The 22,863-nt window shown below is 65.2% G+C and carries 22 protein-coding genes; 12 read left to right on the top strand and 10 right to left on the bottom strand.

All coding sequences use genetic code 11. The annotated features are described in order from the left end of the window. The first annotated feature begins 87 nt into the window (after nucleotides 1–87). From AC1D2L_RS18900 to msrA, 6 genes are all read left to right on the top strand, one after another. Complete coding sequence (locus AC1D2L_RS18900; protein WP_476847438.1) at nucleotides 88–1,689, top strand: ABC transporter substrate-binding protein; 1,602 nt, start codon at nucleotides 88–90, stop codon at nucleotides 1,687–1,689. Nucleotides 1,690–1,796: 107 nt separating this feature from the next. After that, nucleotides 1,797–3,263, top strand: coding sequence for a M81 family metallopeptidase (locus AC1D2L_RS18895; RefSeq protein WP_476847437.1), 1,467 nt, complete (start codon nucleotides 1,797–1,799; stop codon nucleotides 3,261–3,263). A gap of 27 nt (nucleotides 3,264–3,290) precedes the next feature. Further along, the gene (locus tag AC1D2L_RS18890) at nucleotides 3,291–4,232 is read left to right on the top strand and encodes an ABC transporter permease (RefSeq protein WP_476847436.1); all 942 of its coding nucleotides are present in this window, start codon (nucleotides 3,291–3,293) and stop codon (nucleotides 4,230–4,232) included. A 17-nt stretch (nucleotides 4,233–4,249) separates the two neighbouring features. Continuing rightward, nucleotides 4,250–5,128, top strand: a complete 879-nt coding sequence (locus tag AC1D2L_RS18885) for an ABC transporter permease (protein WP_476847516.1) — start codon at nucleotides 4,250–4,252, stop codon at nucleotides 5,126–5,128. A gap of 134 nt (nucleotides 5,129–5,262) precedes the next feature. After that, nucleotides 5,263–5,514: a hypothetical protein gene (locus AC1D2L_RS18880; RefSeq protein WP_476847435.1), complete on the top strand. Its 252-nt coding sequence runs from the start codon at nucleotides 5,263–5,265 to the stop codon at nucleotides 5,512–5,514. A 98-nt stretch (nucleotides 5,515–5,612) separates the two neighbouring features. Next, nucleotides 5,613–6,362, top strand: a complete 750-nt coding sequence (msrA, locus tag AC1D2L_RS18875) for a peptide-methionine (S)-S-oxide reductase MsrA (protein ID WP_476847434.1) — start codon at nucleotides 5,613–5,615, stop codon at nucleotides 6,360–6,362. 15 nt (nucleotides 6,363–6,377) lie between these two features. Here the strand turns inward: msrA and AC1D2L_RS18870 are convergent, their stop codons facing one another. Next, nucleotides 6,378–6,863 (bottom strand): GAF domain-containing protein, encoded by a 486-nt coding sequence (locus AC1D2L_RS18870; RefSeq protein WP_476847433.1) that lies wholly within the window; start codon nucleotides 6,861–6,863, stop codon nucleotides 6,378–6,380. A gap of 138 nt (nucleotides 6,864–7,001) precedes the next feature. On the opposite strand from AC1D2L_RS18870, the gene AC1D2L_RS18865 reads away from it, so the two are divergent. Beyond that, complete coding sequence (locus AC1D2L_RS18865) at nucleotides 7,002–7,280, top strand: YARHG domain-containing protein (protein ID WP_476847432.1); 279 nt, start codon at nucleotides 7,002–7,004, stop codon at nucleotides 7,278–7,280. Nucleotides 7,281–7,391: 111 nt separating this feature from the next. Continuing rightward, nucleotides 7,392–8,900 carry a helicase HerA domain-containing protein gene (locus tag AC1D2L_RS18860; protein WP_476847431.1) on the top strand — a complete coding sequence of 503 codons (1,509 nt, stop codon included), beginning with the start codon at nucleotides 7,392–7,394 and terminating at the stop codon, nucleotides 8,898–8,900. A 9-nt stretch (nucleotides 8,901–8,909) separates the two neighbouring features. Here the strand turns inward: AC1D2L_RS18860 and AC1D2L_RS18855 are convergent, their stop codons facing one another. After that, nucleotides 8,910–9,485, bottom strand: a complete 576-nt coding sequence (locus tag AC1D2L_RS18855; protein WP_476847430.1) for a TIGR00645 family protein — start codon at nucleotides 9,483–9,485, stop codon at nucleotides 8,910–8,912. A gap of 270 nt (nucleotides 9,486–9,755) precedes the next feature. Between AC1D2L_RS18855 and AC1D2L_RS18850 the strand changes: the two genes are divergently transcribed. Together AC1D2L_RS18850 and xth are read left to right on the top strand one after the other, a co-directional pair. Further along, nucleotides 9,756–10,175, top strand: coding sequence for a BA14K family protein (locus tag AC1D2L_RS18850; RefSeq protein WP_476847429.1), 420 nt, complete (start codon nucleotides 9,756–9,758; stop codon nucleotides 10,173–10,175). 144 nt (nucleotides 10,176–10,319) lie between these two features. Then, complete coding sequence (gene xth / locus AC1D2L_RS18845) at nucleotides 10,320–11,105, top strand: exodeoxyribonuclease III (RefSeq protein WP_476847428.1); 786 nt, start codon at nucleotides 10,320–10,322, stop codon at nucleotides 11,103–11,105. 61 nt (nucleotides 11,106–11,166) lie between these two features. Here xth and AC1D2L_RS18840 read toward each other — a convergent pair whose 3' ends face one another. The 5 genes from AC1D2L_RS18840 to dps form a co-directional block, all read right to left on the bottom strand. Continuing rightward, on the bottom strand, nucleotides 11,167–12,102 hold the full coding sequence (locus tag AC1D2L_RS18840) for a tetratricopeptide repeat protein (protein WP_476847427.1): 936 nt from the start codon (nucleotides 12,100–12,102) through the stop codon (nucleotides 11,167–11,169). After that, nucleotides 12,089–13,819 (bottom strand): dihydroxy-acid dehydratase, encoded by a 1,731-nt coding sequence (gene ilvD, locus AC1D2L_RS18835; protein ID WP_476847426.1) that lies wholly within the window; start codon nucleotides 13,817–13,819, stop codon nucleotides 12,089–12,091. Before ilvD ends, AC1D2L_RS18840 begins: the two co-directional genes overlap by 14 nt. A gap of 277 nt (nucleotides 13,820–14,096) precedes the next feature. After that, nucleotides 14,097–14,549 carry a YqaA family protein gene (locus tag AC1D2L_RS18830; RefSeq protein ID WP_476847425.1) on the bottom strand — a complete coding sequence of 151 codons (453 nt, stop codon included), beginning with the start codon at nucleotides 14,547–14,549 and terminating at the stop codon, nucleotides 14,097–14,099. Between the two features lie 440 nt (nucleotides 14,550–14,989). Next, entirely contained in the window at nucleotides 14,990–17,809 is a 2,820-nt protein-coding gene (locus AC1D2L_RS18825) for a valine--tRNA ligase (RefSeq protein WP_476847424.1), read from the bottom strand. Nucleotides 17,810–17,951: 142 nt separating this feature from the next. Continuing rightward, nucleotides 17,952–18,431, bottom strand: coding sequence for a DNA starvation/stationary phase protection protein Dps (dps, locus tag AC1D2L_RS18820; RefSeq protein WP_476847515.1), 480 nt, complete (start codon nucleotides 18,429–18,431; stop codon nucleotides 17,952–17,954). Between the two features lie 311 nt (nucleotides 18,432–18,742). On the opposite strand from dps, the gene AC1D2L_RS18815 reads away from it, so the two are divergent. Further along, a complete protein-coding gene (locus AC1D2L_RS18815) occupies nucleotides 18,743–19,228 on the top strand; it encodes a pyridoxamine 5'-phosphate oxidase family protein (protein WP_476847423.1) in 486 nt (161 codons plus the stop codon). A gap of 37 nt (nucleotides 19,229–19,265) precedes the next feature. Next, entirely contained in the window at nucleotides 19,266–19,493 is a 228-nt protein-coding gene (locus tag AC1D2L_RS18810; protein ID WP_476847422.1) for a hypothetical protein, read from the top strand. Nucleotides 19,494–19,548: 55 nt separating this feature from the next. Here the strand turns inward: AC1D2L_RS18810 and AC1D2L_RS18805 are convergent, their stop codons facing one another. The 3 genes from AC1D2L_RS18805 to AC1D2L_RS18795 form a co-directional block, all read right to left on the bottom strand. After that, nucleotides 19,549–20,142 carry a PopZ family protein gene (locus tag AC1D2L_RS18805; RefSeq protein WP_476847514.1) on the bottom strand — a complete coding sequence of 198 codons (594 nt, stop codon included), beginning with the start codon at nucleotides 20,140–20,142 and terminating at the stop codon, nucleotides 19,549–19,551. 220 nt (nucleotides 20,143–20,362) lie between these two features. Further along, the gene (locus tag AC1D2L_RS18800; RefSeq protein ID WP_476847421.1) at nucleotides 20,363–21,784 is read right to left on the bottom strand and encodes a TolC family outer membrane protein; all 1,422 of its coding nucleotides are present in this window, start codon (nucleotides 21,782–21,784) and stop codon (nucleotides 20,363–20,365) included. A 161-nt stretch (nucleotides 21,785–21,945) separates the two neighbouring features. Beyond that, nucleotides 21,946–22,587, bottom strand: coding sequence for a protein-L-isoaspartate O-methyltransferase family protein (locus AC1D2L_RS18795; RefSeq protein ID WP_476847420.1), 642 nt, complete (start codon nucleotides 22,585–22,587; stop codon nucleotides 21,946–21,948). Nucleotides 22,588–22,863 lie beyond the last annotated feature (276 nt).

The following is a 22,863-nucleotide window of genomic DNA, read 5'->3' as shown; positions in this document are numbered from 1 at the left end:
ACCAACACCGCCGTGAGTAAATGATCGATGTCGGCCAAACGAGGTGAAAAGCCCGTGGCCGCCGCGATTTCCTTGGGAGAGAGAAACATGACGACGACACGCCGTAGGTTCGTTCAAGGCGGTATTGCCGCCACTGCGCTGACAGCAGCGCCAGCCACGATCAAGGCGCAGACCACGCCCAGCGCTGCGCGCACCATCAAGACGGTCCTGCATGGCGATCTTCGCGTCTTCGACCCGGTCTGGACCACCGCGAACATGACGTCCTATCACGCGGCCATGGTCTACGACACGCTGTTCGGCGTGAACGACAAGTTCGAGCCGCAGCCGCAGATGGTCTCGAAATACGGCCTTTCGGACGACCGCAAGACCTACACCTTCGAGCTGCGCGACGGCCTGAAGTTCTCCGACGGCACACCCGTGACGGCGCGTGACTGCGTCGCGTCGATCCGGCGCTGGGGCGCTCGCGACGGCGGCGGCCAGCACATGATGGCGCGCATGGCCGACACGCCGGTGAAGGACGACAAGACCTTCCAGTTCGTCATGAAGGAGCCCTACCCGCTCGCGATCGAGTGGTTGGCGAAGGCCGCCACCAACGCTTGCTACGTCATGCGCGAGAAGGAAGCGCTGACCGACCCGAACCAGCAGGTCACCACGATCCTCGGCTCCGGCCCGTTCACGATGAACCAGGACGCGGTCGTCCAGGGCCAGCGCTACGTCTACGACAAGAACCCCGGCTACAATCCGCGTTCTGAGCCAGCCGTGTTCACCTCTGGCGGCAAGGTCGTGAATGTCGACCGCGTCGTCTTCGAGAACATCGCCGACGAAGCCACCGCGATCGCCGCCATTCGGGCCGGCGAGATCGACATGATCGAGTATCCCAACGTCGACCTGCTCGACTCGCTCGCCGGCGAGAAGGGCATCAAGCTCGAGGTCCTCAACAAGCAGGGCCAGCTCGGCTGGGCACGCCTCAACTGGCTCCACCCGCCGTTCAACAACGTCAAGGCCCGCCAGGCCATGCTTCACCTCATCCACCCGACCGAGGTGATGAAGGCGACCTTCGGCGACGAGAAATACTTCCGTGGTTGCTCGTCCCTGTTCGGCATGGGCACGCCGATGGAAAACGACGCCAACATCGACTGGTTCAAGGGCGCGCCGAACATCGAGAAGGCCAAGCAGCTTCTCAAGGAATCCGGCTATGACGGACGGCCCGTCGTCGTTCTGCAGGCGACAAACATCGCCTACATGAACAACGCCGCGAACCTGATCGCGCAGTGGATGCGCCAGGCCGGCTTCAACGTCTCGCTGCAGGCGTCCGACTGGGGCGCGGTCATCACGCGGCGCGCCGTCAAGGCGGCACCCGACCAGGGCGGCTGGAACGTGTTCTTCACCTCCGGCTCGGTGAATGGCTTCGGCAATCCCGTCGCGCTCAGCGGCCACGCCGCCAACGGCGAGAAGGGCTGGTTCGGCTGGCCCACCGACGAGAAGCACGAGGCCTTCCGCGACAAGTGGGCCCAGGCGTCGACCGATGCGGACCGGCGCCAGATCGCCCGCGACATGCAGCAGAACGCTTGGGACTTCGTCCCGCATGCCTATTTCGGACAGTGGTTCCAGCCGGCCGCGCTGCGCAACCTCACCGGGCTGATCGGCATGCCGGAGCTGATCCCGTTCTGGAACGTGAAGAAGGGCTAGACGCCCGATCGAGCAGAACCGCTGAACCCACCGGCCCCGGACGACAGTCCGGGGCCGGACATTCCGCGCATCCAGATTTGGGCGCGGCGTCTCCCGGAAGGCTCTTCATGCGTCTCTATGCTGCCGCAATGGCACTCGAAGCCAATACATTCTCGCCGCTGCCGACATCCTGGCAGGCGTTCGTCGAGAAGCTGCATTTCCCCCCCGGTACCCATCCAGCCGAACCCCGCCACCAGACCGGCGCATTCTGGGCCGCACGCGAACGCGCCAAGGGCGGCAGCTTCACCCTCGTCGAGGGATCCTGTTTCGCCGCGCAGCCCGGCGGGCCCGCGGCAACCGCGGCCTATGAGCGGATGCGCGACACCATCCTGGCCGAGATCGCGGCCGCCTTGCCTCTGGACGGCGTTGTCCTGGCCCTTCATGGCGCGATGGTCGCCTTCGGCTATGACGACTGCGAAGGCGACCTGCTCCAGCGCGTGCGCGGGCTTGTCGGCCCAGATTGCATCATCGGGATCGAGCTCGACCCGCATTGCCATCTGACACGGGCGAAATGCGAGTTCGCCGACATCATCATCCTGTTCAAGGAATATCCGCATACCGATTTCGTGGAGCGCGGCGAGGAGGTCGTGACCCTCGTGCTCGACGCCATTGCGGGGCGCGTGAAGCCGGTGCTGTCGCTCTATGACTGCCGTACCATTGCGAACTTCCCGACGACCATCGAGCCGATGCGCTCGCTCGTCGACGAGATCTCGTGCCTCGAGGGCCAGGACGACATTCTCTCGATCTCCATCGGCCACGGCTTCTACAATGCGGATGTGCCCGACATGGGCGCCCGCATCCTCGTCGTCAGCAATGACGCGAAGGCCAAGGGGGACTCCATGGCCGAACGGATCGGCCGGAAGCTGATCGGCCTGCGCGCCAGCTCGTCGCCGGAACTGGTCGATATCGACGAGGCGATCGACATCGCTGCGCAGTCGGACGTCGGGCCGATCGTTCTCGCAGATACCACCGACAATCCAGGCGGCGGCTCGGCCGGCGACAATACCGACTATCTGCGCCGCCTGATCGAGCGCAAGGTCACCAGCGTGGCTGTCGGCCCGATGTGGGACCCGATGGCGGTCCGCTACTGCTTCGATGCCGGGCTCGGGGCACGCTTCGGCCTGCGCTTCGGCGGCAAGACGGAGGTCGGCACCGGCCAGCCGATCGACGCCGAGGTCGAGGTGCTCGCCCTGAGCGAGGACGGTTTCCAGACATTCGCGGGAGCGCGCGTACCGCTAGGGCCGACCGCGACGATCCGCGTCGGCGGCGTCGAAGTCGTCCTGACCTCGACGCGGGCGCAGGCGATGGGCATCGACCTGTTCGGCAACCACGGCATCGATCCGCGCAGGCGACGGCTGCTGGTGGTCAAGTCGAACCAGCATTTCCATGCCTCCTACGCCACCATCGCCAGCCGCATCCTTTATGGCGACGGCAACGGCCTGCAGCCCGCCGACGTCAGGAAACTGCCGTTCAAGCGGGTTTCTCGCCCGATCTGGCCGCTCGATCCCGTCGCCGAACCCGGCTTCGTGCTGTGATGACATCGAGGGAGGACCATCGCGCCCATGGCTAGCTATCTGACCCAGCGCCTGCTCTCGACCATCCTGGTGATGACGCTTGTGGGCATCTTTGTGTTCCTGCTGCTGCATTTCTCGGCGGGCGATCCGGCTGCAATCATTGCCGGCGACTATGCGACGCCGCAGCAGATCGTCGCGATCCGCCAGCGCCTCGGGCTTGACGATCCGTTGCTCGTTCAGTTCGGCCGCTGGGCGTTCCGGGTGATCCAGGGCGATCTCGGCGTCTCGATCTTTTCCAATACTCCGGTCAGCGTCCTGATCCTGCAGCGACTCGAGCCGACACTGTCGCTGGCCATGCTGACCATGGGTTTTGCGGTCTGCATTGCCGTGACACTGGGCGTCGTCGCAGCCTGGCGCGCCGGCAGCGCCATCGACCGGTCGCTGATGGGCTTCTCGGTGCTCGGCTTCTCGATGCCGGCTTTCGTCGTCGGCTACGTGCTGATCTACATCTTCGCTATCGAGCTGCGCTGGCTGCCGGTGCAGGGCTATCGCTCCATCACCGAGGGTGTCGGTCCCTGGTTCCAGCACCTGATCCTGCCAACGGTGACCCTGGGCCTGTCCTATGTCGCGCTCATCGCGCGCATGACCCGCGCCTCGATGATGGACGTTCTCGAGGAAGACTACATCCGCACGGCCCGGGCCAAGGGCGTCGCCAACCGGACGATGCTGATGCGCCACGCGCTCAAGAACGCGGGCGTGCCGATCATCACCGTGATCGGCATCGGTGTGGCCCTGCTGATCGGCGGTGTCGTCATCACCGAGACGGTGTTCAACATTCCCGGAATCGGCCGGCTCGTCGTCGATGCCATCTCGAAGCGCGACTACCCGATCATCCAGGGCGTGATCCTGCTGTTCTCGGGCGTCTATGTCCTCGTCAACCTCCTCGTCGATCTCTCCTACACGCTGATCGACCCGCGGATTCGCTACTGATGGCTGGGCAAACGACGATGAGCGCAATCGAGATCGCGAACCCGGCTCCAGCCAAACTCCGGCTTGGCCGACGCATCCTGAGGTTCGCGCAGCGCAATCCCACAATGCTGCTGGGCGGTTTCATCCTGACCTTCTTCGTCTGCGTCGCGATCTTCGCGCCGTGGCTCTCCGGCGACCCGATGCTGAAGGCGCCGGCCCGCCGGTTGCTGCCACCCTCGCCGCAGTTCTGGTTCGGGACGGACCATCTCGGGCAGGACGTCTTCGCCCGCACCGTCCATGGCGCGCGGGTCTCTCTGATCGTCGGCATCAGCGTGGCGACAATCTCGATCCTGGTCGGCCTGTTTATCGGACTGATGGCCGGCTACTATCGCAGCGTCGAGGCCGTGGTCATGCGGCTGATGGACGGGTTGATGGCGATCCCCGCGATCCTGCTGGCCATCGCGCTCGTCGCGCTGAACCAGGGCAGCATCGGCATCGTCGTCGCCGCGATTGCGATCCCCGAACTGCCGCGCGTCGTCCGGCTGGTGCGGTCCATCGTGCTCAGCGTGCGCGAACTGCCCTTCGTCGAGGCCGCTGTCGCCTGTGGCGCCAAGACCCCGCGCATTCTAGTGCTCCACCTGCTGCCGAGCACGATCGCGCCGCTGATCGTTCAGGCGACCTATATCTGCGCCTCCGCGATCCTGGTCGAGGCGTCGCTGTCCTTCCTTGGAGCGGGCGTGCCTCCAGAAATCCCGAGCTGGGGCAATATGATCGCATCGAGCCGGCTCTATCTCGCCCGTGCGCCATGGACGATATTCTGCCCGGCGGTCGCGCTCGCACTGGTGGTTCTAGCGGTCAACCTGCTCGGCGACGGCCTGCGCGACAAGCTGGACCCAAGGCTTTCGCGCCGCATGTGACTGGCGCGGGAGGGGGCGCTTTCGGCAGCGAAGCGGCCCCTCGCAAGTGGCCCGGAAAGCCGGGCCACCCGCATTTTCCGTTCGCCTTTGCGAAAGAACAGAAGTAGTACATGGCTCGAATCCGGAGTTGAGCCATGAATGTCGATACCTTTATCGTCCAGCAGTTTATGACGAAGCGGAAGAAGCTCACCAAGGGCCCGGCCCAGTCTGCCCGGACGCGTCACCACGCCCTGATCGATGCCGAGCGCATAGCGACGCGAGCCGAGGGCGTCGCTGTGATCCATGTCGTCGCCGACGACGAGACAGGCGAGGTCAGCTCGATCGACGTGCTTGCTCGCCATGGCAGCATTCCGGAGGCCTTCGAGGAAGAAATCCGCGCAGCCTGAGCGTCGTTCAAGCGCAGTCACGTCTTCGAGACGCCCGCTGCCCCAGCCGGGCCCGCGGGGATATGTAGAAGGACACGCGGCACGCCGGGAGACTTCGCATGACCGACCGTATCGAGACCACGCGCAGCAAGGCTCCGTCCCGCCATCTGCGCCCTGCCCTGTTCGGCCTCGGCCTGCTGGCGCTTGCGGGCCTCGGCATCGGCATGTCGTCATCGCGCGCCGAGGAAGGCCGCATCATCCCGGCGCCTGTGCTCGACGAGCCCGCCTCACAGGCGCGGACCGAGGTCGCAGTGTTTGCTGGTGGCTGCTTCTGGGGCGTCCAGGGCGTCTTCCAGCACGTCGAGGGCGTCAGCAACGCCGTATCGGGCTATGCGGGCGGCGAGAAGGCCACCGCGAAATACGAGACGATCGGCAGCGGAAAGACCGGCCACGCCGAGTCGGTCCGTGTCACCTACGACCCCCGCAAGATCAGCTATGGCCGCCTGCTGCAGATCTACTTCTCGGTGGCGCATGATCCCACCGAGCTCGACCGGCAGGGACCCGATGTCGGCACGCAATATCGCTCGGCGATCTTTCCGCTCAACGCCGAGCAGGCAGGAATCGCGAAAGCCTACATCGCCCAGCTCGACCAGGCGCGCGCGTTCAATGCCGCGATCGTCACCAGGATCGAGCCCAACCGGGCGTTTTACCAGGCCGAGGACTATCATCAGGATTTCCTGACGCAGAATCCGCGGCACCCCTACATCGTGATCAACGACCTGCCGAAGATCGCGAACCTGAAGCGGATTTTCCCCGAGATCTACCGCGCCAAACCTGCGCTCGTGGCCGCGAGCGGCGCCACGAACTGAGGAGCCGACTGCGGCTCAGGCACTGGCTTTCAGATAGATCGCGGCGATAGCCTCGATGCCGGCCTGATCGGCAGTGTCGAAGCGCGAGACGCTGGGGCTGTCGAGATCGATGACGCCGATCACCACGCCATCGCGGATCAACGGCACGACCAGTTCCGAGCGCGATGCGGCGTCGCAGGCGATGTGTCCGGGAAAGGCATGGACATCCTCGACCAGCATCGATTGCCGACGCTCGACGGCCGCCCCGCAGACGCCACGCCCGACCGGGATGCGGACGCAGGCCGGCATGCCTTGGAAGGGGCCAAGCACGAGTTCGCCGTCGCGCATCAGATAGAACCCGGCCCAGTTGAGATCCGGCATCGTATTGAAGAGCAGGGCCGAGGTGTTGGCGGCATTGGCGATCGGGTCGCTCTCGCCGCCAAGGAGCGCCTCAAGCTGCTGGCCGAGTTCGCGATAGAACTCGCTCTTGTCGCTGCCGGTGATCGCGCGCGCCTGGAACATTGCCGCTCCTCCTTGGATTCCGCCGGCGTTCTAGCAGCGCAGCCGGTCCATGGCGAGCGATCGCGTCAGGCTCGCCGGCACGCTTGTCGCCCACTGCGGCATCGCGCAGATTGAGCGGCTCCGCCTCGGAGCCGCACCATGACGATCAGAGCCGCCCTGCTACTTTGCTGCCTCGTATCCGGGACGGCCGGTCTCTCGGCGCCAGCCATGGCGGAGACCTGCGGCGACCTCTGGTATGGCCGCAACGAGATCTACAAGGCGCAGGGCTACTGCTTCAAAACGGCCCGGGCTATCCGCGCCTTCGGCAATGCCGGCTGCCAGTACGACAGCCTCGAGGACGTGCCGCTGAGCCGGGCGCAGCAACGCGTCATCGCCGACATCCTTCGCGACGAGCGCGCCGCGGGCTGCCCGCGCTGACATGCCGCTCTGCTTTGTTGTGGAAGGCGCTCGCCCGGCGACCGCTCGGCCCGGCGGCCGTGCTAGAAGCCCTCGTTTGAACAGACGCAAGCAGGCGACACGATCAACGGCATGACCACGGCCATCGACATGGGCTTGACCAGGGACGGCGAACCCGCCCTGCTCGATCTCGCTGAATTGCTGGCGACGCGGCTTCTCGTGCAGGGCAATTCCGGCTCCGGCAAATCGCATCTTCTGCGTCGCCTGCTCGAGCAGAGTGCGCCTCTCGTCCAGCAGGCGATCATCGACCCCGAGGGCGATTTCGTTTCGCTCGCGGACCAGTTCGGTCATGTCGTGGTCGATGCCCAATGCGGCGACGCCGAATTGCAGCGCGTCGCCCTGCGCGTGCGCCAGCACCGGGTTTCCGTGGTCCTGAACCTGGAGAACCTGGAGGCCGACGAGCAGTTGCGTGCCGTCGCCGCGTTCCTCGGCGGGCTGTTCGACGTCGACCGCAGCCTCTGGTTCCCGATGCTGATCGTCGTCGACGAGGCCCAGCTCTTTGCGCCTGTGATGGCAGGCGAGGCGTCCGACGAGGCGCGCAGGCTTTCGCTTGGTGCCATGACCAACCTGATGTGCCGTGGCCGCAAGCGTGGGCTAGCCGGCGTGATCGCGACCCAACGCCTCGCCAAGCTCGCGAAGAACGTCGCGGCCGAAGCCTCCAACTTCCTGATGGGCAGGACATTCCTGGACATCGACATGGCGCGCGCGTCCGACCTGCTCGGCATGGACCGCAAGCAGGCCGAGATGTTCCGCGATCTCGAGCGCGGGCAGTTCGTCGCCCTGGGACCGGCTTTGTCCAAGCGCCCGCTTCCGCTGCGCATCGGTTCCGTGACCTCGGTCGACCGCGGCGGCGCGCCCGGCCTGATGCCGCTCCCGGAACAGGCACCGGAAGAGGCGGGCAAGCTGATCTTCACCGCCGGCGCCGACGAGCCCGTTCCCGTGGCGCGCTCGCCCCGTCCTTCGCCGCGTCCACGCCCGGCCAATGACGTGATGCGGCAGATCGAAACTTATCGCCCCGCCCCGATGCCGGAGGCCGAACCCGAGGTTCCGATGGAACCTGCGGAACGCGACGCCATCATGGTCGAGATCCTGCGCGAACTGATGGCCGACCCCGAGATCCGGACGCGCCAGATCGCGGTGCTTTACCAGGATTTCACTGTGCGTTGTCGCATGCGCCGGCTCGGCCGCCAGGGCCTGAGCCTCGATCAGTTCCGGCGTCGGCTGGCGGTTGCGCGCGCGGGCGCCAGCGATGAGATCACGTCGTCGGCGGTGTGGCAGGAGGCGGTCGATGCCTCGGCATCTCTGCCGGAAGACCTGCACGGACTGTTCCTGTTCATCGCGCGGACAGCGATCGAACGGTCACCCTGCCCCACCGATGCCGAGCTGGCATCGGTCTATGGCAGCCATTCGCCGAGCCGGGCCAGGCGGCTGCTCGCCTATATCGAGGAGCGCGGGCTCCTCGTCTGCCATGTAGATTTCCGCGGACAGCGCACCTTGGCGCTGCCCACGCTTGGACTTGAAACGATGCCGGGGCTCGCGCAACCGCGAACCGCCGGTCTGCCGCGTGGCCTGAGGGCCTGAGCGGCCCGTTCAGTGGCCCTTGCTGGTGCCGTGCGCCGTCATCTTGTCAACCCAGGCGATGCCGATGGCGGACAGGATGAAGACGACGTGGATCACTGTCTGAAGGATCACGCCCGTGACGGTGTAGTCCGTGGTGCGGCCCGTGCTGCCGATATTGCCGGCCTCGATGAAGGTCCGCAGCAGGTGGATCGACGAGATGCCGATGATCGCCATCGCGAGCTTGATCTTCAGCACGCTGGCATTCACGTGGCTCAGCCATTCCGGCTGGTCAGGATGGCCCTGAAGTCCGAGCCGCGAAACGAAGGTCTCGTAGCCGCCGATGATCACCATGATCAGCAGGTTTGAGATCATGACTACGTCGATCAGCCCGAGCACCACCAGCATGATCTGCTGCTCGCTGAAGTCGAAGGCGTGGGTGACGAGGTGCCAGAGCTCCTTCAGGAACAGGAAGACATAGACGCACTGCGCGACGATCAGCCCGAGATAGAGCGGCAGCTGCAACCAGCGTGACGCGAAGATGATGATGGGAAGCGGCTTCATCGCCGCGGCGCCTATGGCGGGCGGGGTCTCATCGTGTGGCGACATGAATGGTGGTTCCGAGCCTATTGGAAGGAGAACGCAGTGACAGGATGCTGCATTGCAGAAATACGCTGCCGACCGATGGTATTAAAGCCCCTCAGCCGCCGGACGCGATGAAAAGCCGCCAGGAATCACGACTTCTGATCATTATGTGTATGAAATTTTGCCCATCTTGACGATCCGCGCTTCCCTGCCGCTGCGCGTGCGACTAAGTTGAAACGCAACCGGGGGAACGCATTTGCGTTTCTCACGTTTCGGAGGGGAAAGGAGTTTCTCATGATCAAGACCCTGACCATTGCCGCCGCTCTCGTCGGCGCTGCCCTTGTCGCTGCTCCGGCATCCGCCGCGCCGATGAGCGCGACCTCGGGCTCGGCCCTGACGCTGGCCGATAGCGGCAAGGATCTCGTCGAGACCGTGCAGTATCGTCGTTACGGCTACGGCCCGCGCTACGGTTATCGCGGCGGCTATTATCGCGGGGGTCGCGGCGCTGCCGTGGGTGCCGGCATCGCGGCAGGCGCGATCGGCGCTCTGGCTGCCGGCGCAATCGCCGCCCAGGCCCGCCCGACCTATGTCGCTCCCGTCTATGGCGCCGAGGATGTGGATGCCGTGGCGTATTGCTCGCGTCGCTTCCGCAGCTACGATCCGGAGACCGGCACCTACATCGCCGCTGGCGGTGTCGTGCGCGCCTGCCCCTGATCGTCCGACAGGCTGATTTCTCACAAGCCTCCCCGCAGCGATGCGGGGAGGCTTTTTTCATGCTGCCATGCGCAGGTGCGAAGGGGTATAGGAGCCTTTGTCGTCCGGCCTGCCTCAAGGCCCCAACCGAATCGGAGCCTGTCCTTGAGAATCGCCACCTGGAATGTGAACTCTGTCCGCCAGCGGCTTGGCCATCTTCTCGACTTCCTCAATGAGGCGCAGCCTGACGCGCTCTGCCTGCAGGAAATCAAATGCGTCGACGCGGATTTTCCGCGTCGCGAGATCGAGGAGGCCGGCTGGCAGGTCGAGACCCATGGCCAGAAGACCTTCAACGGCGTCGCCATCATCAGCCGGGCGAAGCTCGAGGATGTCCGGCGCGGACTGCCGGGCGACGACGGCGACGAACAGGCGCGCTATCTCGAAGGCGTGCTGCCGCTCGGCAATGGCATGGTCCGGCTGGCTTCGATCTACCTGCCCAACGGCAATCCGCCGAACACCGAGAAATATCCCTACAAGCTCGGCTGGATGGCGCGGCTGACCGCCCACGCCCGCATGCTGATCGAACTCGAGGAGCCGCTGGTCCTGGCCGGCGACTACAATGTCATCCCAGAGCCCCGCGACGCTCGCGAGCCGGCGGCCTGGGTCAATGACGCGCTCTTCCTGCCGCAGACCCGCACTGCCTTCCGTGGCCTGCTCAATCTCGGGCTGACAGAAGCCTTTCGCGCCACGACCGAGGCACCCGGGCAGTACACGTTCTGGGACTATCAGGCCGGAGCCTGGCAGCGGAACAACGGCATCCGGATCGACCATCTGCTGCTCTCGCCGCAAGCGGCCGACCGGCTCGACGGCGTGCAGATCGTCAAGCATGTCCGCGGCTGGGAGAAGCCGTCGGACCACGTCCCGATCATGGTCGATTTGAAGGCGGCCTGAGCCGCCTGCGCGCCCGAGCTCAGCAGACCTGCGCTCAACCTGGACAGGGCTGTGAGGCCTCTCAGCGGTCGGCGGCGCGGCCGGCCAGCTGCTGGCGCTCGACGAGGGCCAGCGCCGCGCTGCGATCAGGCGGCGAGGCCGCAGCGAACGCTGCTTCGTAGCGCTCGATGATCCAAGCCTCACGGGCCGCATCGGCGCCGTCCCGCGCCAGCGACAGCCACATCAGGCCCAGAGCCGGGGCGCGCGGTACGCCTTCCCCGCCGCGGATCAGCATGTCACCAAAGACCGCACGCGCCGGAGCATGGCCCTTCTCGGCCGCAAGCTTCATCCAGCGGGCAGCCTGGCGCGAGTCGCGCTTGGCGCCGAGGCCGCGCATGTAGAGCCGGGCGAGATTGTACTGCCCGTCGGGGTCGCCGAAATAGGAGGCTGCGTAGTGGAACATGTCGAAGGCGCGATCGGCATTGACCTCGACGTAGCTGCCTTTGATGCCGTCCATGAAATAGCCACCCAGCGCCACGAAGGCGCCGCTGACGAGGCGGCCATCTGCGGTGCCCGGAATAGCGTCGGCATTCTCATCCGCAATCTTCGAAAAATACTCGAAGGCCTTGAGATCATTGGCTGGAACGCCATCGCCTGCGGCATACATCCGGCCCAGCTTGAACTGCGCCGTCAGGTGTCCCTGCGAGGCCGCATATTCGAGCGCGCGAACGGCGCCGACCTGGTTGCCTGCAGTGGAGTCGCGCATCCAGGCCCGGATCGCTTCGCGGGTATTGCTGAACGGAGCCAGGGGCAGCGCCATATGCGCTGCCGGCGCATTGGGAGCCGGCCCCACGGAACGCGTCAGCGGGCCAACCGACTCGGGCTCGGACAGCGCGATGCCGGGGATCGGACGCGGCGGCACCGGCACGCGGCCATCGGCATAGTCCTGCGCCCAGGCGGCCTGCGAGCCGCCCAGCATCAAGACCAATGCTGCAAGGATTGCCTCAGATGTCCGCATAGCAATGGGTCTCGGCCGCCCCTCCTGGGTGGGTGACGGCTCCGCCTTTGGCAGAGCCGACCGTCTGAGCGTATTTCCACAGCGCGCCCGAGGTGTAGTCGGTCTCGCGCGGTTTCCAGCTCTTAAGACGCTCCTCAAGTTCGGCATCAGAAAGGCGGCAAGCGAGCTTTCCTGTGATCGCGTCGAGCTCGATGATGTCGCCATCGCGCAGCAGCGCGATCGGGCCGCCGACGGCAGCCTCCGGCCCGACATGGCCGACGCAGAAGCCGCGTGTCGCTCCGGAGAACCGGCCATCGGTTATCAGCGCGACCTTGTCGCCCATGCCCTGGCCGTAGAGCGCAGCGGTGGTCGACAGCATCTCGCGCATGCCGGGGCCGCCCTTGGGGCCCTCATAACGGATGACGATGACGTCCCCGATCTCGTATTCGCGGTTGGCGACGGCCTTGAAGGCATCTTCCTCGCAATCGAAGCAGCGCGCCGGGCCGGTGAAGACAAGGCTCTCGCTCGGCATGCCCGCGATCTTCACGATCGCGCCTTCGGGGGCGAGATTGCCCTTCAGGCCGACGACGCCGCCATTGGGCGAGAGCGGCTTGTTGGCAGCACGGACAACATCCTGCTCGCCGTTCCATTTCACCGAAGCGAGGTTCTCGGCAATGGTGCGGCCGGTCACTGTCATGCAGTCGCCATGCAGGAAGCCGTGGTCGAGCAGGGTCTTCATCAGCAAGGGGATGCCGCCGACCTCGAACATGTCCTTGGCGACGTATTTTCCGCCCGGCTTCAGGTCGGCGATGTAGGGCGTCTTCTTGAAGATCTCTGCGACGGCGAACAGGTCAAAATCGATGCCGCATTCATGTGCGATCGCCGGCAGATGCAGCGCGCCGTTGGTCGAGCCGCCCGATGCCGCCACGACGGTCGCGGCATTCTCGAGCGCCTTCAGCGTGACGATGTCGCGGGGGCGGATGTTCCGCGCGATCAGCTCCATCACCATCTCGCCGGCGGTGTAGCAGAAGGTATCGCGCATGTCGTAAGGCGCGGGTGCGCCGCAGGAATAGGGCAGAGCCAAACCGATCGCCTCTGCTACGGTCGCCATGGTGTTGGCGGTGAACTGGGCGCCGCAGGAGCCGGCGGACGGGCAGGCAGCCTCCTCGAGCTCCTGCAGGTCCTCATCCGACATTGCGCCGACGGAGTGCTTGCCGACGGCCTCGAACACGTCCTGCACCGTGACAGGGTTGCCCTTGAAGGTGCCCGGCAGGATCGAGCCGCCATAGATGAAGATCGAAGGCACGTTGAGGCGCACCATCGCCATCATCATGCCGGGAAGCGACTTGTCGCAGCCAGCCAGCCCGACCAGCGCGTCATAGCAATGGCCGCGCATGGTGAGTTCGACGGAATCGGCGATGCATTCGCGAGAGGCCAGCGAGGACTTCATGCCCTGGTGGCCCATGGCGATGCCGTCCGTGACCGAGATCGTGCAGAATTCGCGCGGCGTCCCGCTGGCGGAGGCGACGCCTTTCTTGACCGCCTGGGCCTGGCGCATGAGCGAGATGTTGCAGGGCGCGGCCTCGTTCCAGCAGGACGCGACGCCGACGAAGGGCTGGGCGATCTGCCGGGCGGTCATGCCCATCGCGTAGTAGTAGGAGCGATGCGGGGCCCGCGCCGGCCCTACGCTGACGTGCCGGCTCGGCAGCCTCGACTTGTCGAACACACGCTCGTCCATTCTCGTCTCAGCCCCCCGGCGCCGCTTGTGAGATGCCACGCGGTCTAGTCTGTCCGCAATATGCATTGACGGAGGGTCACCGAACTCAAGGCCGTGCGCCATGCTTTACGCATGGCGAGCAAACCCTTGAGTTCTCAGCAACTTGCCGACGATCCTAGCTGGGCGCGCTTTGTGGCGGCTTCGCGGCGATTGTTCCCTCGAATAGACCGGATGATTGCGAAGCTTTTTAGCTGTTGCGTCGTTGCCACAATATGGAGGGCCTACGGAGCAGCGCCCGTCAGAGCACCATTGGCAGCACGAAGAAACCGCCGACCACGACGACGACGAGGGCGAGCGCCGTCATCGGCAGGTGCTTCTCGATGAAGATGCGAATGTCGTCGCCATAGAAGCGCAGCGCCACCGCGATCATCAGGAAGAAGGTGACGCGGGACACCACCATTCCGATCGTGAACTTGACGATATCGAAATGCAGGAAACCCGACATGATCGTAACGATCTTGAACGGGATCGGGGTCAGGCCCTTGGTCACGAGCACCCAGAACCAGTAGTCCTGCGACGTCGAGATCAGGTGGGCGGCCTTGTCCTGCAGGCCGTAGATGCCGATCAGCCAGGCGCCGACGGAATCATAGAGCAGCGCCCCGATGGCGTATCCGAGATAACCGCCCAGGACGGCGCCGAGCGAACAGACACCGGCATAGAGCCAGGCGCGATCCGGCCGAGCAATGCACATCGGTATCAGGAGCGGAAGTGGTGGAAGCGGGCTGAACGAGCTTTCGATGAAAGTCAGACCGAAGAGCAGCAGGGGTGCTCCGGGGTGAGATGCGTAGGAGACGCACCAATCATAGGCTCGTTTGAGCATCGCGTTCGAAACAACCGGTTCTGGGTTAAAGGTCTTGGGTCCGCGCATGCCTGCACTGCACGCAGCGCGTATCTAATCCATCAGGCGGGATGAACGCCAGAGGTGTCTCATCCTAAGGTCAACATGAAGACGGATCCGTGTCCGAAGGGCGACATTCCACGAAACATGGTGCGCCATAGTGACACTGGCGCGCACGGACGGAGGGCCACCCCGCCGCCTTGAAGCGGGAGAACCCACCGGCCCCCCCTGGTACGCCCCGCCAGCGCATCCAGGCGGAAGTGCCGCCCGGATGCGTCCGAGATCCCTCTCGATCAGGAGAGGCGCGCCAATGCCTCGGCGATCTTCAGCTTGCGCGCCTCTGCCGCGGCCTTCCGGTCGCGATTCTCCTCGACGATGTCTTCTGGCGCACGCGCCATGAAGTCGGGATTGCCGAGCTTGCGGTCGACCACGGCGATGTCCTGGTCGAGCTTGGCCATTTCCTTTGTCAGGCGGGTGCGCTCGACATCGAGGTCGATGATCCCCGCCAGCGGCAGGGCTGCGACCTCGCCGCGCACGATGATCTGCGCGGACTGGGGCGGCGGCGCATCGGCGAAGGCGATTTCCGAGACGCGGGCTAGACGCTCGATCATCGGGGCCCAGGCCTCGACGGTGGCGCGAGTCGCAGCCGAGGCCTTGACCAGCACCAGCGGTGCCTGCGTCCCGGCCGGGACGTTCGCCTCGGACCGGACCGAGCGGATGTCGGAGATGAGATCCACGACAAAGCCGATCTCGGCCTCCGCCGCCTCATCCTTCAGCGCCGAGAGATCAGGCCAGCGCGTCAGGCAGACCAGCGGGTCCTCGCCGGCGGCGAGCGGCCGCGGCGCGCCCTCGCCTGCCTTCTGGGCCCAGAGCTCTTCCGTGAGGAACGGCATGAACGGATGCAGCAGCTGGCAGATGAGATCGATGACATGGGCGACCGTCGCCAGGGTCTCGGCTTTCTCGGCGGCATCGACGCCCTCGCCCTGCAGCACCGGCTTGGCGAGTTCGAGATACCAGTCGCAGAACTGGTTCCAGACGAAGCGATAGGCCGCGCCGGCCGCCTCGTTGAACCGGAACGTGGGGATGCCGGCCGCGATCTCCTCGGAGGCGCGCGCGGCCTCGCTGAGGATCCAGCGGTTGAGCGGCTGCTTTACCGTCGACGGGTCGAAGCCGGCGACGCGGGCGCAACCGTTCATCTCGGCAAAGCGGGCCGCGTTCCAGATCTTGGTGGCGAAGTTGCGGTAGCCTTCGACGCGCGCAGTCGAGAGCTTGATGTCGCGCCCCTGCGCCGCCATCGCGGCCAGGGTGAAGCGCAACGCGTCGGCGCCGTACTTGTCGACGACCGTCAGCGGATCGATGACGTTGCCCTTCGACTTCGACATCTTCGCGCCCTTCTCGTCGCGAACGATGGCGTGGATGTAGACGTCGCTGAACGGCACCTCATCCATGAAGTTGAGGCCCATCATCATCATCCGGGCGACCCAGAAGAAGATGATGTCGAAGGCGGTGACGAGGGTCGCGGTCGGGTAATAGCGCTTGAGCTCTGGCGTCTCATCGGGCCAGCCCAGGGTCGAGAACGGCCACAGCGCGGACGAGAACCAGGTGTCGAGCACATCCTCGTCGCGGGTCAGCACGACGGTGTCGCCATAGCGGCCGAGCGCCTGCGCCTGCGCGGCAGCCTCGGATTCGGCGACGAAGCACTCGCCGTCCGGCCCGTACCAGGCCGGGATCTGGTGGCCCCACCAGAGCTGGCGCGAGACGCACCAGGGCTCGATGTTCTCAAGCCAGTCGTAATAGACCTTCGTCCAGTTCTCGGGCGTGAACTTGGTGCGGCCGTCCTTGACGGCCTTGAGCGCGCGGTTGGCCAGCGGCTTGACGTCGACATACCACTGGTCGGTCAGCCACGGCTCGATCACGACGTCCGAGCGATCGCCATGCGGGACGGTGTGAGCATGCGGCTCGACCTTGGCGAGGAAGCCTTCCTCCTCCATCAGGGCGACGATTGCCTTGCGCGCGGCGAAGCGATCCATGCCGTGCAAGGCCAGCGTCCGGCCCTCGGGCGAGGCACCCGCGAGGAACTCGTCATTGCCGTCGAGCAGGAGCCGGGCTTCGCCATCCAGGATGTTGATGACGTCGAGCTTGTGGCGCTTGCCGACCTCGAAATCGTTGAAGTCATGCGCCGGGGTGATCTTGACGGCGCCGGTACCCTTTTCGGGATCGGCGTAGTCGTCGCCGAAGATCGGAATCACGCGGCCGACGAGCGGCAGCACGACGTTGCGACCGATCAGGTGGCCGAGCGTCTCGTTCTCCGGGTGAACGGCGACGCCAGTGTCGCCCAGCATGGTCTCAGGCCGCGTCGTGGCGACGGTGATGAAGGTCGAGGGGTCGTTCGCGTCGTAGGTCGTGCCTTCGAGCGGGTAATTGAAATAGTAGAGATGGCCGCTCGGGTCCTTATTCAGGACCTTGTCGAGCTTGGCGGTGTCGAACGCATCCTCGTCGCCGCGTGTCCACTTGAACGAGCCGGTCTTGTCGACCTGCACGACCTCGAGGTCGGAGATCGCGGTCTGGAACTTGGGGTCCCAGTTGACCAGGCGCTTGGCGCGATAGATCAGCCCCTGCTTGTGCAAGGAGACGAAGACCTTGAGGACGGCCTGGCTCAGGCCCTCATCCATGGTGAAGCGCTCGCGCGACCAATCGCAGGATGCACCCAGCCGCTTCAGCTGGTTGACGATGGTGCCGCCCGATTCCTCCTTCCAGCGCCAGACCTCTTCCAGGAAGGCGTCGCGGCCCATGGTCCGGCGGTCCGTCTTGTTTTCGGCTGCAAGCTTGCGCTCGACCACCATCTGCGTCGCGATGCCCGCATGGTCGGTGCCCGGCTGCCAGAGCACGTCCTTGCCGCGCATGCGCTCGAAGCGGCAGAGCACGTCCTGCAGCGTGTTGTTGAGCGCGTGCCCCATGTGCAGCGAGCCGGTGACGTTGGGCGGCGGGATTACGATACAATAGGGCTCCGCGCCCGGGGCTGCGCCACGACCGGCCTTGAAGGCCTGCGCCTTCTCCCAGGCTTCACTGACGCGCGCCTCGACGCTAGCCGGCTCGAATGTCTTGTCCATCATCGCTTTGCTCGAACGCAGAAAGGCCGGGGGCACGCCCCGGCCATGGAATTGAAGGCCTGAAAGGTCGAAACGACTTAAGAACCCAAGCACGGGCCCCGCGTCAACGCCTTCGGCCCTTATCTAGACTCAAATCGCGACCGCGCTAGGGCGCGACGTTCGACTGAAGAAACCACAGGGCCTTGTCGAGCATGCGCGAATAGGCGGTGAGCAGGTCCGCAGTTCCGGCGTCGCCGACCTCGTCGGTGTCGTCGATCGCCTCACGCACCAGATTGGCCGTGGCTGCATAGCGGTCAATCAGAGCGGCCAGGTGATCGGACACCGCGACGATGTGCGTCGGATACGGTTTCAGGCTCGTGCCACTCGAAGTCGTCTGCGTCGTGCCGAGGGCGATGCCCCCAAGCTGCGCGATACGCTCGGCGACGGTATCGACGTGCAGGTCGAGGTCCTTGCGGAAACCATCAAGCATCAGATGGACGCCGATGAAGCCTGGACCCTTGAGGTTCCAGTGCGCCTGCTTCGTTACCAACGCCAGGTCGATGCCGTCGGCGAGGCGTTCGTTGAGGATGCCGATAACGCGGGTCCGGGTGTTGGACTCCAAGTCGATCCTGGAAGACTTCACAATTTTCGAACCGCCGGACGCCTTAGCAAGCGCCTTCGGCGCTGCAGCAGACACGGCTCCTGTCTCGTCGACGGCCTTGTCTGTGATCTTCGCGGCGGCCTTGGTGGCCTTCTTGCCTGTTGGGGTCTTGGACTTCTTCATGATGCTGTCCTCGCTAGTGCCGGCAAGAGCCGGCTCGTGTGGCGGCACTCATTGATACGCTTGAACGGCCCTCGCGTTCCCACGCGCCTCGGCTCCCCCCGATTTAGTGGGACCGCGACGGGGAACCCATGCCTCTCCCGGCGGTTTTCAGTACAGCAAAAGGGAGACAGCCAATGACCCATCACACCGACCAGGACCGCGTGTGGAACCTGATGGACGATATCGGCTTCGCTATGCTCGTGACCCATGACGGCCAGGGCGACGAATTGCGCGCACGGCCCATGCACGCCCATGCGCAACGCGAGGAAGACGCAATCTACTTCCTGACCGACAAGCGCCACCACAAGGACGACGAGATCCAGATCAACGAGAATGTCTGCGTCGCCTTCGCCGACAATAGCGGGCACCGCTATGTATCGGTAACGGGAACCGCGAATGTGATCGACGACCGGCGCAAGGTCGAGGAACTCTGGGAGCCCAGCAACAAGGCCTTCTGGGACGACCAGAACGACCCCAATATCCGCGTGCTGCGGGTCAAGCCGAGCATGGCCGAGTTCTGGGACAGCCCCGGCAAGATCGTGACCACGGTCAAGATGGCCGCTGCGGCGATTACGGGCGCGAAGATCGAGTTCGGCGAGAATCGCAAGGTCGCGCTTTGATGACCAGCTGTCTCTCGATTTCAGGAAGGCCCAGCCGATGAACCTCTTCGTCCATGCGCTCGGCGCCTGGTTTGCCACCGAGGCGGCGACCGGTCGTTACCCCCGCCCTGTCGCAGTCGGCATCGCAATGCTGGTCTCTCGGCTGGGAGCGCCGGCAGCAATGCTCACGGTCGCGGGCCTGATCTATAAAAAGCTGCGGGACGAGGGCGCCTTCGAGCGCCTCGAGGGCGTCCCGCCATCGCGGCGCCGCCCCTCCAAGAGCTGAGGCTTCAAATAAAGGTCGGCAGGCTGGCTCATGCGAGCATTGCCTGCCGGCCTTTTCAGTTGCGGCCGCCGCGAGCCACGCGCTCGATCTCGGCGCGCACCAGGCGCTCGACCATTGTCGGAAGGTTGTCGTCGAGCCAGCTTTTCAGCATGGGCTTGAGCATGTCCTTGACGAGGTCTTCGAGCGTACGGGCATTGTTGCTCAGGACGGTGTGCGCCAGTTGTCCAAAGGCACTGGTCACGGATGAACTGGCCTGATCGGAAAGCAACTGCGCCATGTCGAATTCGGGTGCGGCGGAAAACTCCGGAGCAGGCTGCACAGGCGGAGGTACAAAGACAGGCTGCTGAGCGACCGGGGTCGGTGTCACGGCTACGGGCGCGGCAGGCTCGGGCGTCTCGAGAAAATCGATATCGCCGGCTTCCTGGGCGGGCGAAACCGCTTCCGCAGGCGCGTCGACCACGAGGCTGGCTTCAGCTCCGAGATCCAGCACGTCGTCTTCTGCTGGTGTCTTCGGGCTTTCCGGAGCCGCTGCAGCGCCTGCGAGCAGCGCCTGCAGATCGTCGTCCCCCTTCGCGGCCGGAGCCGCTTCAGCAGGCTTGACCTCATCATCAGCGATGATCCGCCGGATGGAGGCGAGTATCTCCTCCATGGACGGTTCGTTGGTCTTGGCTTGCGCGCTCATGTTCGGTCCGGACCACTCGACAGAGGGCCCGCTGATCGAATCATGGCAGCCCTGTTGCGGAGTATTTCATGGCACAGAGCCCAGACAAGGCGCGTTTCAGCCAGCCCACAGGAGAAATGCCGAGTGTGACTGGAATATCATGCAACTGCGAAGGCGCCGGACGAGCCGACGCCTTGCTTCGCGGGGATCAACGCCCGTCAGGCGTCTGCGTGCCCCAGAGCAGGCCCTTGACCTGATCGTAATGCCGGCGGGCGTCGTAGATTTCCGTCTTCAGCTTCAGCTTCTCGGCGGAGAGCACGCCGACGGCCGACAAGACGGCATAGGAGGCGACGACACGGTCGCGCTGCGCTGTCACCAGCGTCGCGCGGGCGCTCACCAGTTCCTGCTGCGCGTTCAGCACGTCGAGCGTGGTGCGCTGTCCGACCTTCGCCTCTTCGCGAACGCCAGCAAGTGCCGTCTCGGCTGCCTGGACCTGAGCCTGGGCGGCGACGATCTGCGCCTTGGCGGCCTCGTGGCTGCCCCAGGCGGAGACGACGGCGGCGCGTACGGTATCACGCTGGGTATCGACCTCGATCCGGCGCTGGCCGGCTGTTTCCTTGGCCTGGCGGGTCCGAGAATAGACCTGTCCACCCTCGTAGATCGGAACCGTCAGCGTTCCGACCAGGCTGGCCGTGGCGCGGTTGTCGCCGAACTGGGTGACGTCGTAGCGCTGCTGCAGGATGCCTCGCACGCCGACGACCGGATAAAGATCGGCTTCTGTTACCTTGACCTGCAGTTCGGCTGCGTCGACGCCATGCAGCGAGGCGACGATAGCCGGATGGCCGATCAAAGCCGAATTCAGCGCCGTAGGCAGCGATTTAGGCATCAGGTTCTCGACCGGCCGGCCCGGCGCGAGGCGGCCCGGCTCGGCGCCGACATTCTGCCGATAGCGCGCGATGCTGGTCTTCAGGTTGGATTCGGCGAGAATCGCCTGGGATTGCGAGGATGAGAGCCGCGCTTCAGCCTGGGCGACGTCGGTGCGAGTGACTTCACCGACCTGAAATCGATCGCGCGTCTGGCGCAACTGCTCCTCCAGAACCTCGACGTTGTTCCGGTTCAGGTTGAGGATCGCGGTGTCGCGCAGGACGTTCATATAGGAGGTCGCAGCGTCGAGCAGGATGTTTTGCTCGGCATTCCGCAGCGCCGCACGGGCGCCCAGAACCTGCGATTCGGCCTGGCTGACGGAACTGCGGGTCTTGCCGCCGTCGAAGATGTTCTGGTCGATCTGCACGCCGGCGCCGCGCGGCCCCAGGCGGTTGGTGGCGCCGACCCGGCTCGTCCCCTGCGATGCGCTGAAGGGCTGATGGATGTCGGTGATGCTCGCGCCGATATCGGCCGATGCGAGGATCCTTGGGCGATAGCCGGCCAGAGCCTGCGGCACATTCTCGTTGGTCGCGCGCACTGCGGCACGCTGGGCATTCAAGGTCGGATTGGCCGAATAGGCGCGCGAAAGCGCGGCATCCATCGTCTGCGCGCTGGCTTGCGAGGCCAGCCCGCCGCCCAGGAGTAGCGCCACAGCAGCAGCCACGGCCTTGTCTGCGATCTTCTTATCGAATTTTGGTCGTGTCACCGGACGCCTCATGTGCGGACTGTAGTCACGCCCAGGCATCGCCCCAGCCTCGGCATATCGTGAGTCTTATACATACCCTGACATTGACCGAACGCCAACGCCGACTCGGGCTCGCCTACGGTTTCGCTGCCGCAGTGCCGCAAAAATGCGACACTTCCGACTCAAAACACGAAGGCCGGAACCTTCCGGAATTCACTCAGACCGGGCGCGGCCGCATCGAAGATCGGCCGTCCGGAAACGACCGAACCCGACTTCTGGTAGAGCTTCACGCGCGCCGAACGCCCGATCCCCTCGACCGCGACCATCCGGCCGCCGTCGCGCAGGAGCGCGTGCAGGCTGTCGGGCGCGATCTCGCAGGCGCCGCCGACGAGGATGACATCGAAGCTGCCGTCGCGCGGGCGCTCGGCGACGACCGCGACAGCGCCGACTTCGGCCTGCGCCAAAGCGGGACCTGCCAGGGCACGCGCCTCGGCATCGGGCTCCCACAATGTTGCCTTGGCGCCGACATGCGCCATCAGCGCCGCGCCGTAGCCGGTGCCGCCACCGAATTCGAGCGCGGTCTCGCCGGGTTGCACTGCGAGGTTCTGGATCATGCGGACCACGACCATCGGGGTAACCAGCGCCCTGCCCGTTCCCGGCAGCGCGATCGACTGGTCGAGATAGGCGAGGTGCGAGAGCGCCTCCGGCAGGAAAGCCTCACGCGGCACGGCGTCGGCAGCGGCAAGCACCGCGCGGTCCGTGACATCATATGTCCGCAATTGGCAGTCGACCATCATGCGGCGCAGCGCTGCGAAACTGTGCATGTACCGGTATCTCCGTCCGCCGGGCGCCTGTGCAGTCCTGGTAGCCTGGCCCGGTCAGACCGTTTGTGTTCGACGCCGCACCAAAAGGCAAGACGCCGAGCCCCCCTCAACCACCGCCATGCGACATCAGCGAACCCGCCACCGCGGAGCGCGACCCGGCAGCAGTGAGAATTATCACCGCTCCCGCCCCGACACTCGACGGCAACCCCGACAGCGAAACGTCGGGGAGTTCGCGCAGCGATGTAAGGACTCGCGCGCGATGCTCGCAGAGCTGAC

The sequence above is a fragment of the Allobosea sp. P1_B10 genome, from assembly GCF_056406735.1.
This window is presented reverse-complemented; position numbering and strand designations above follow the sequence as displayed.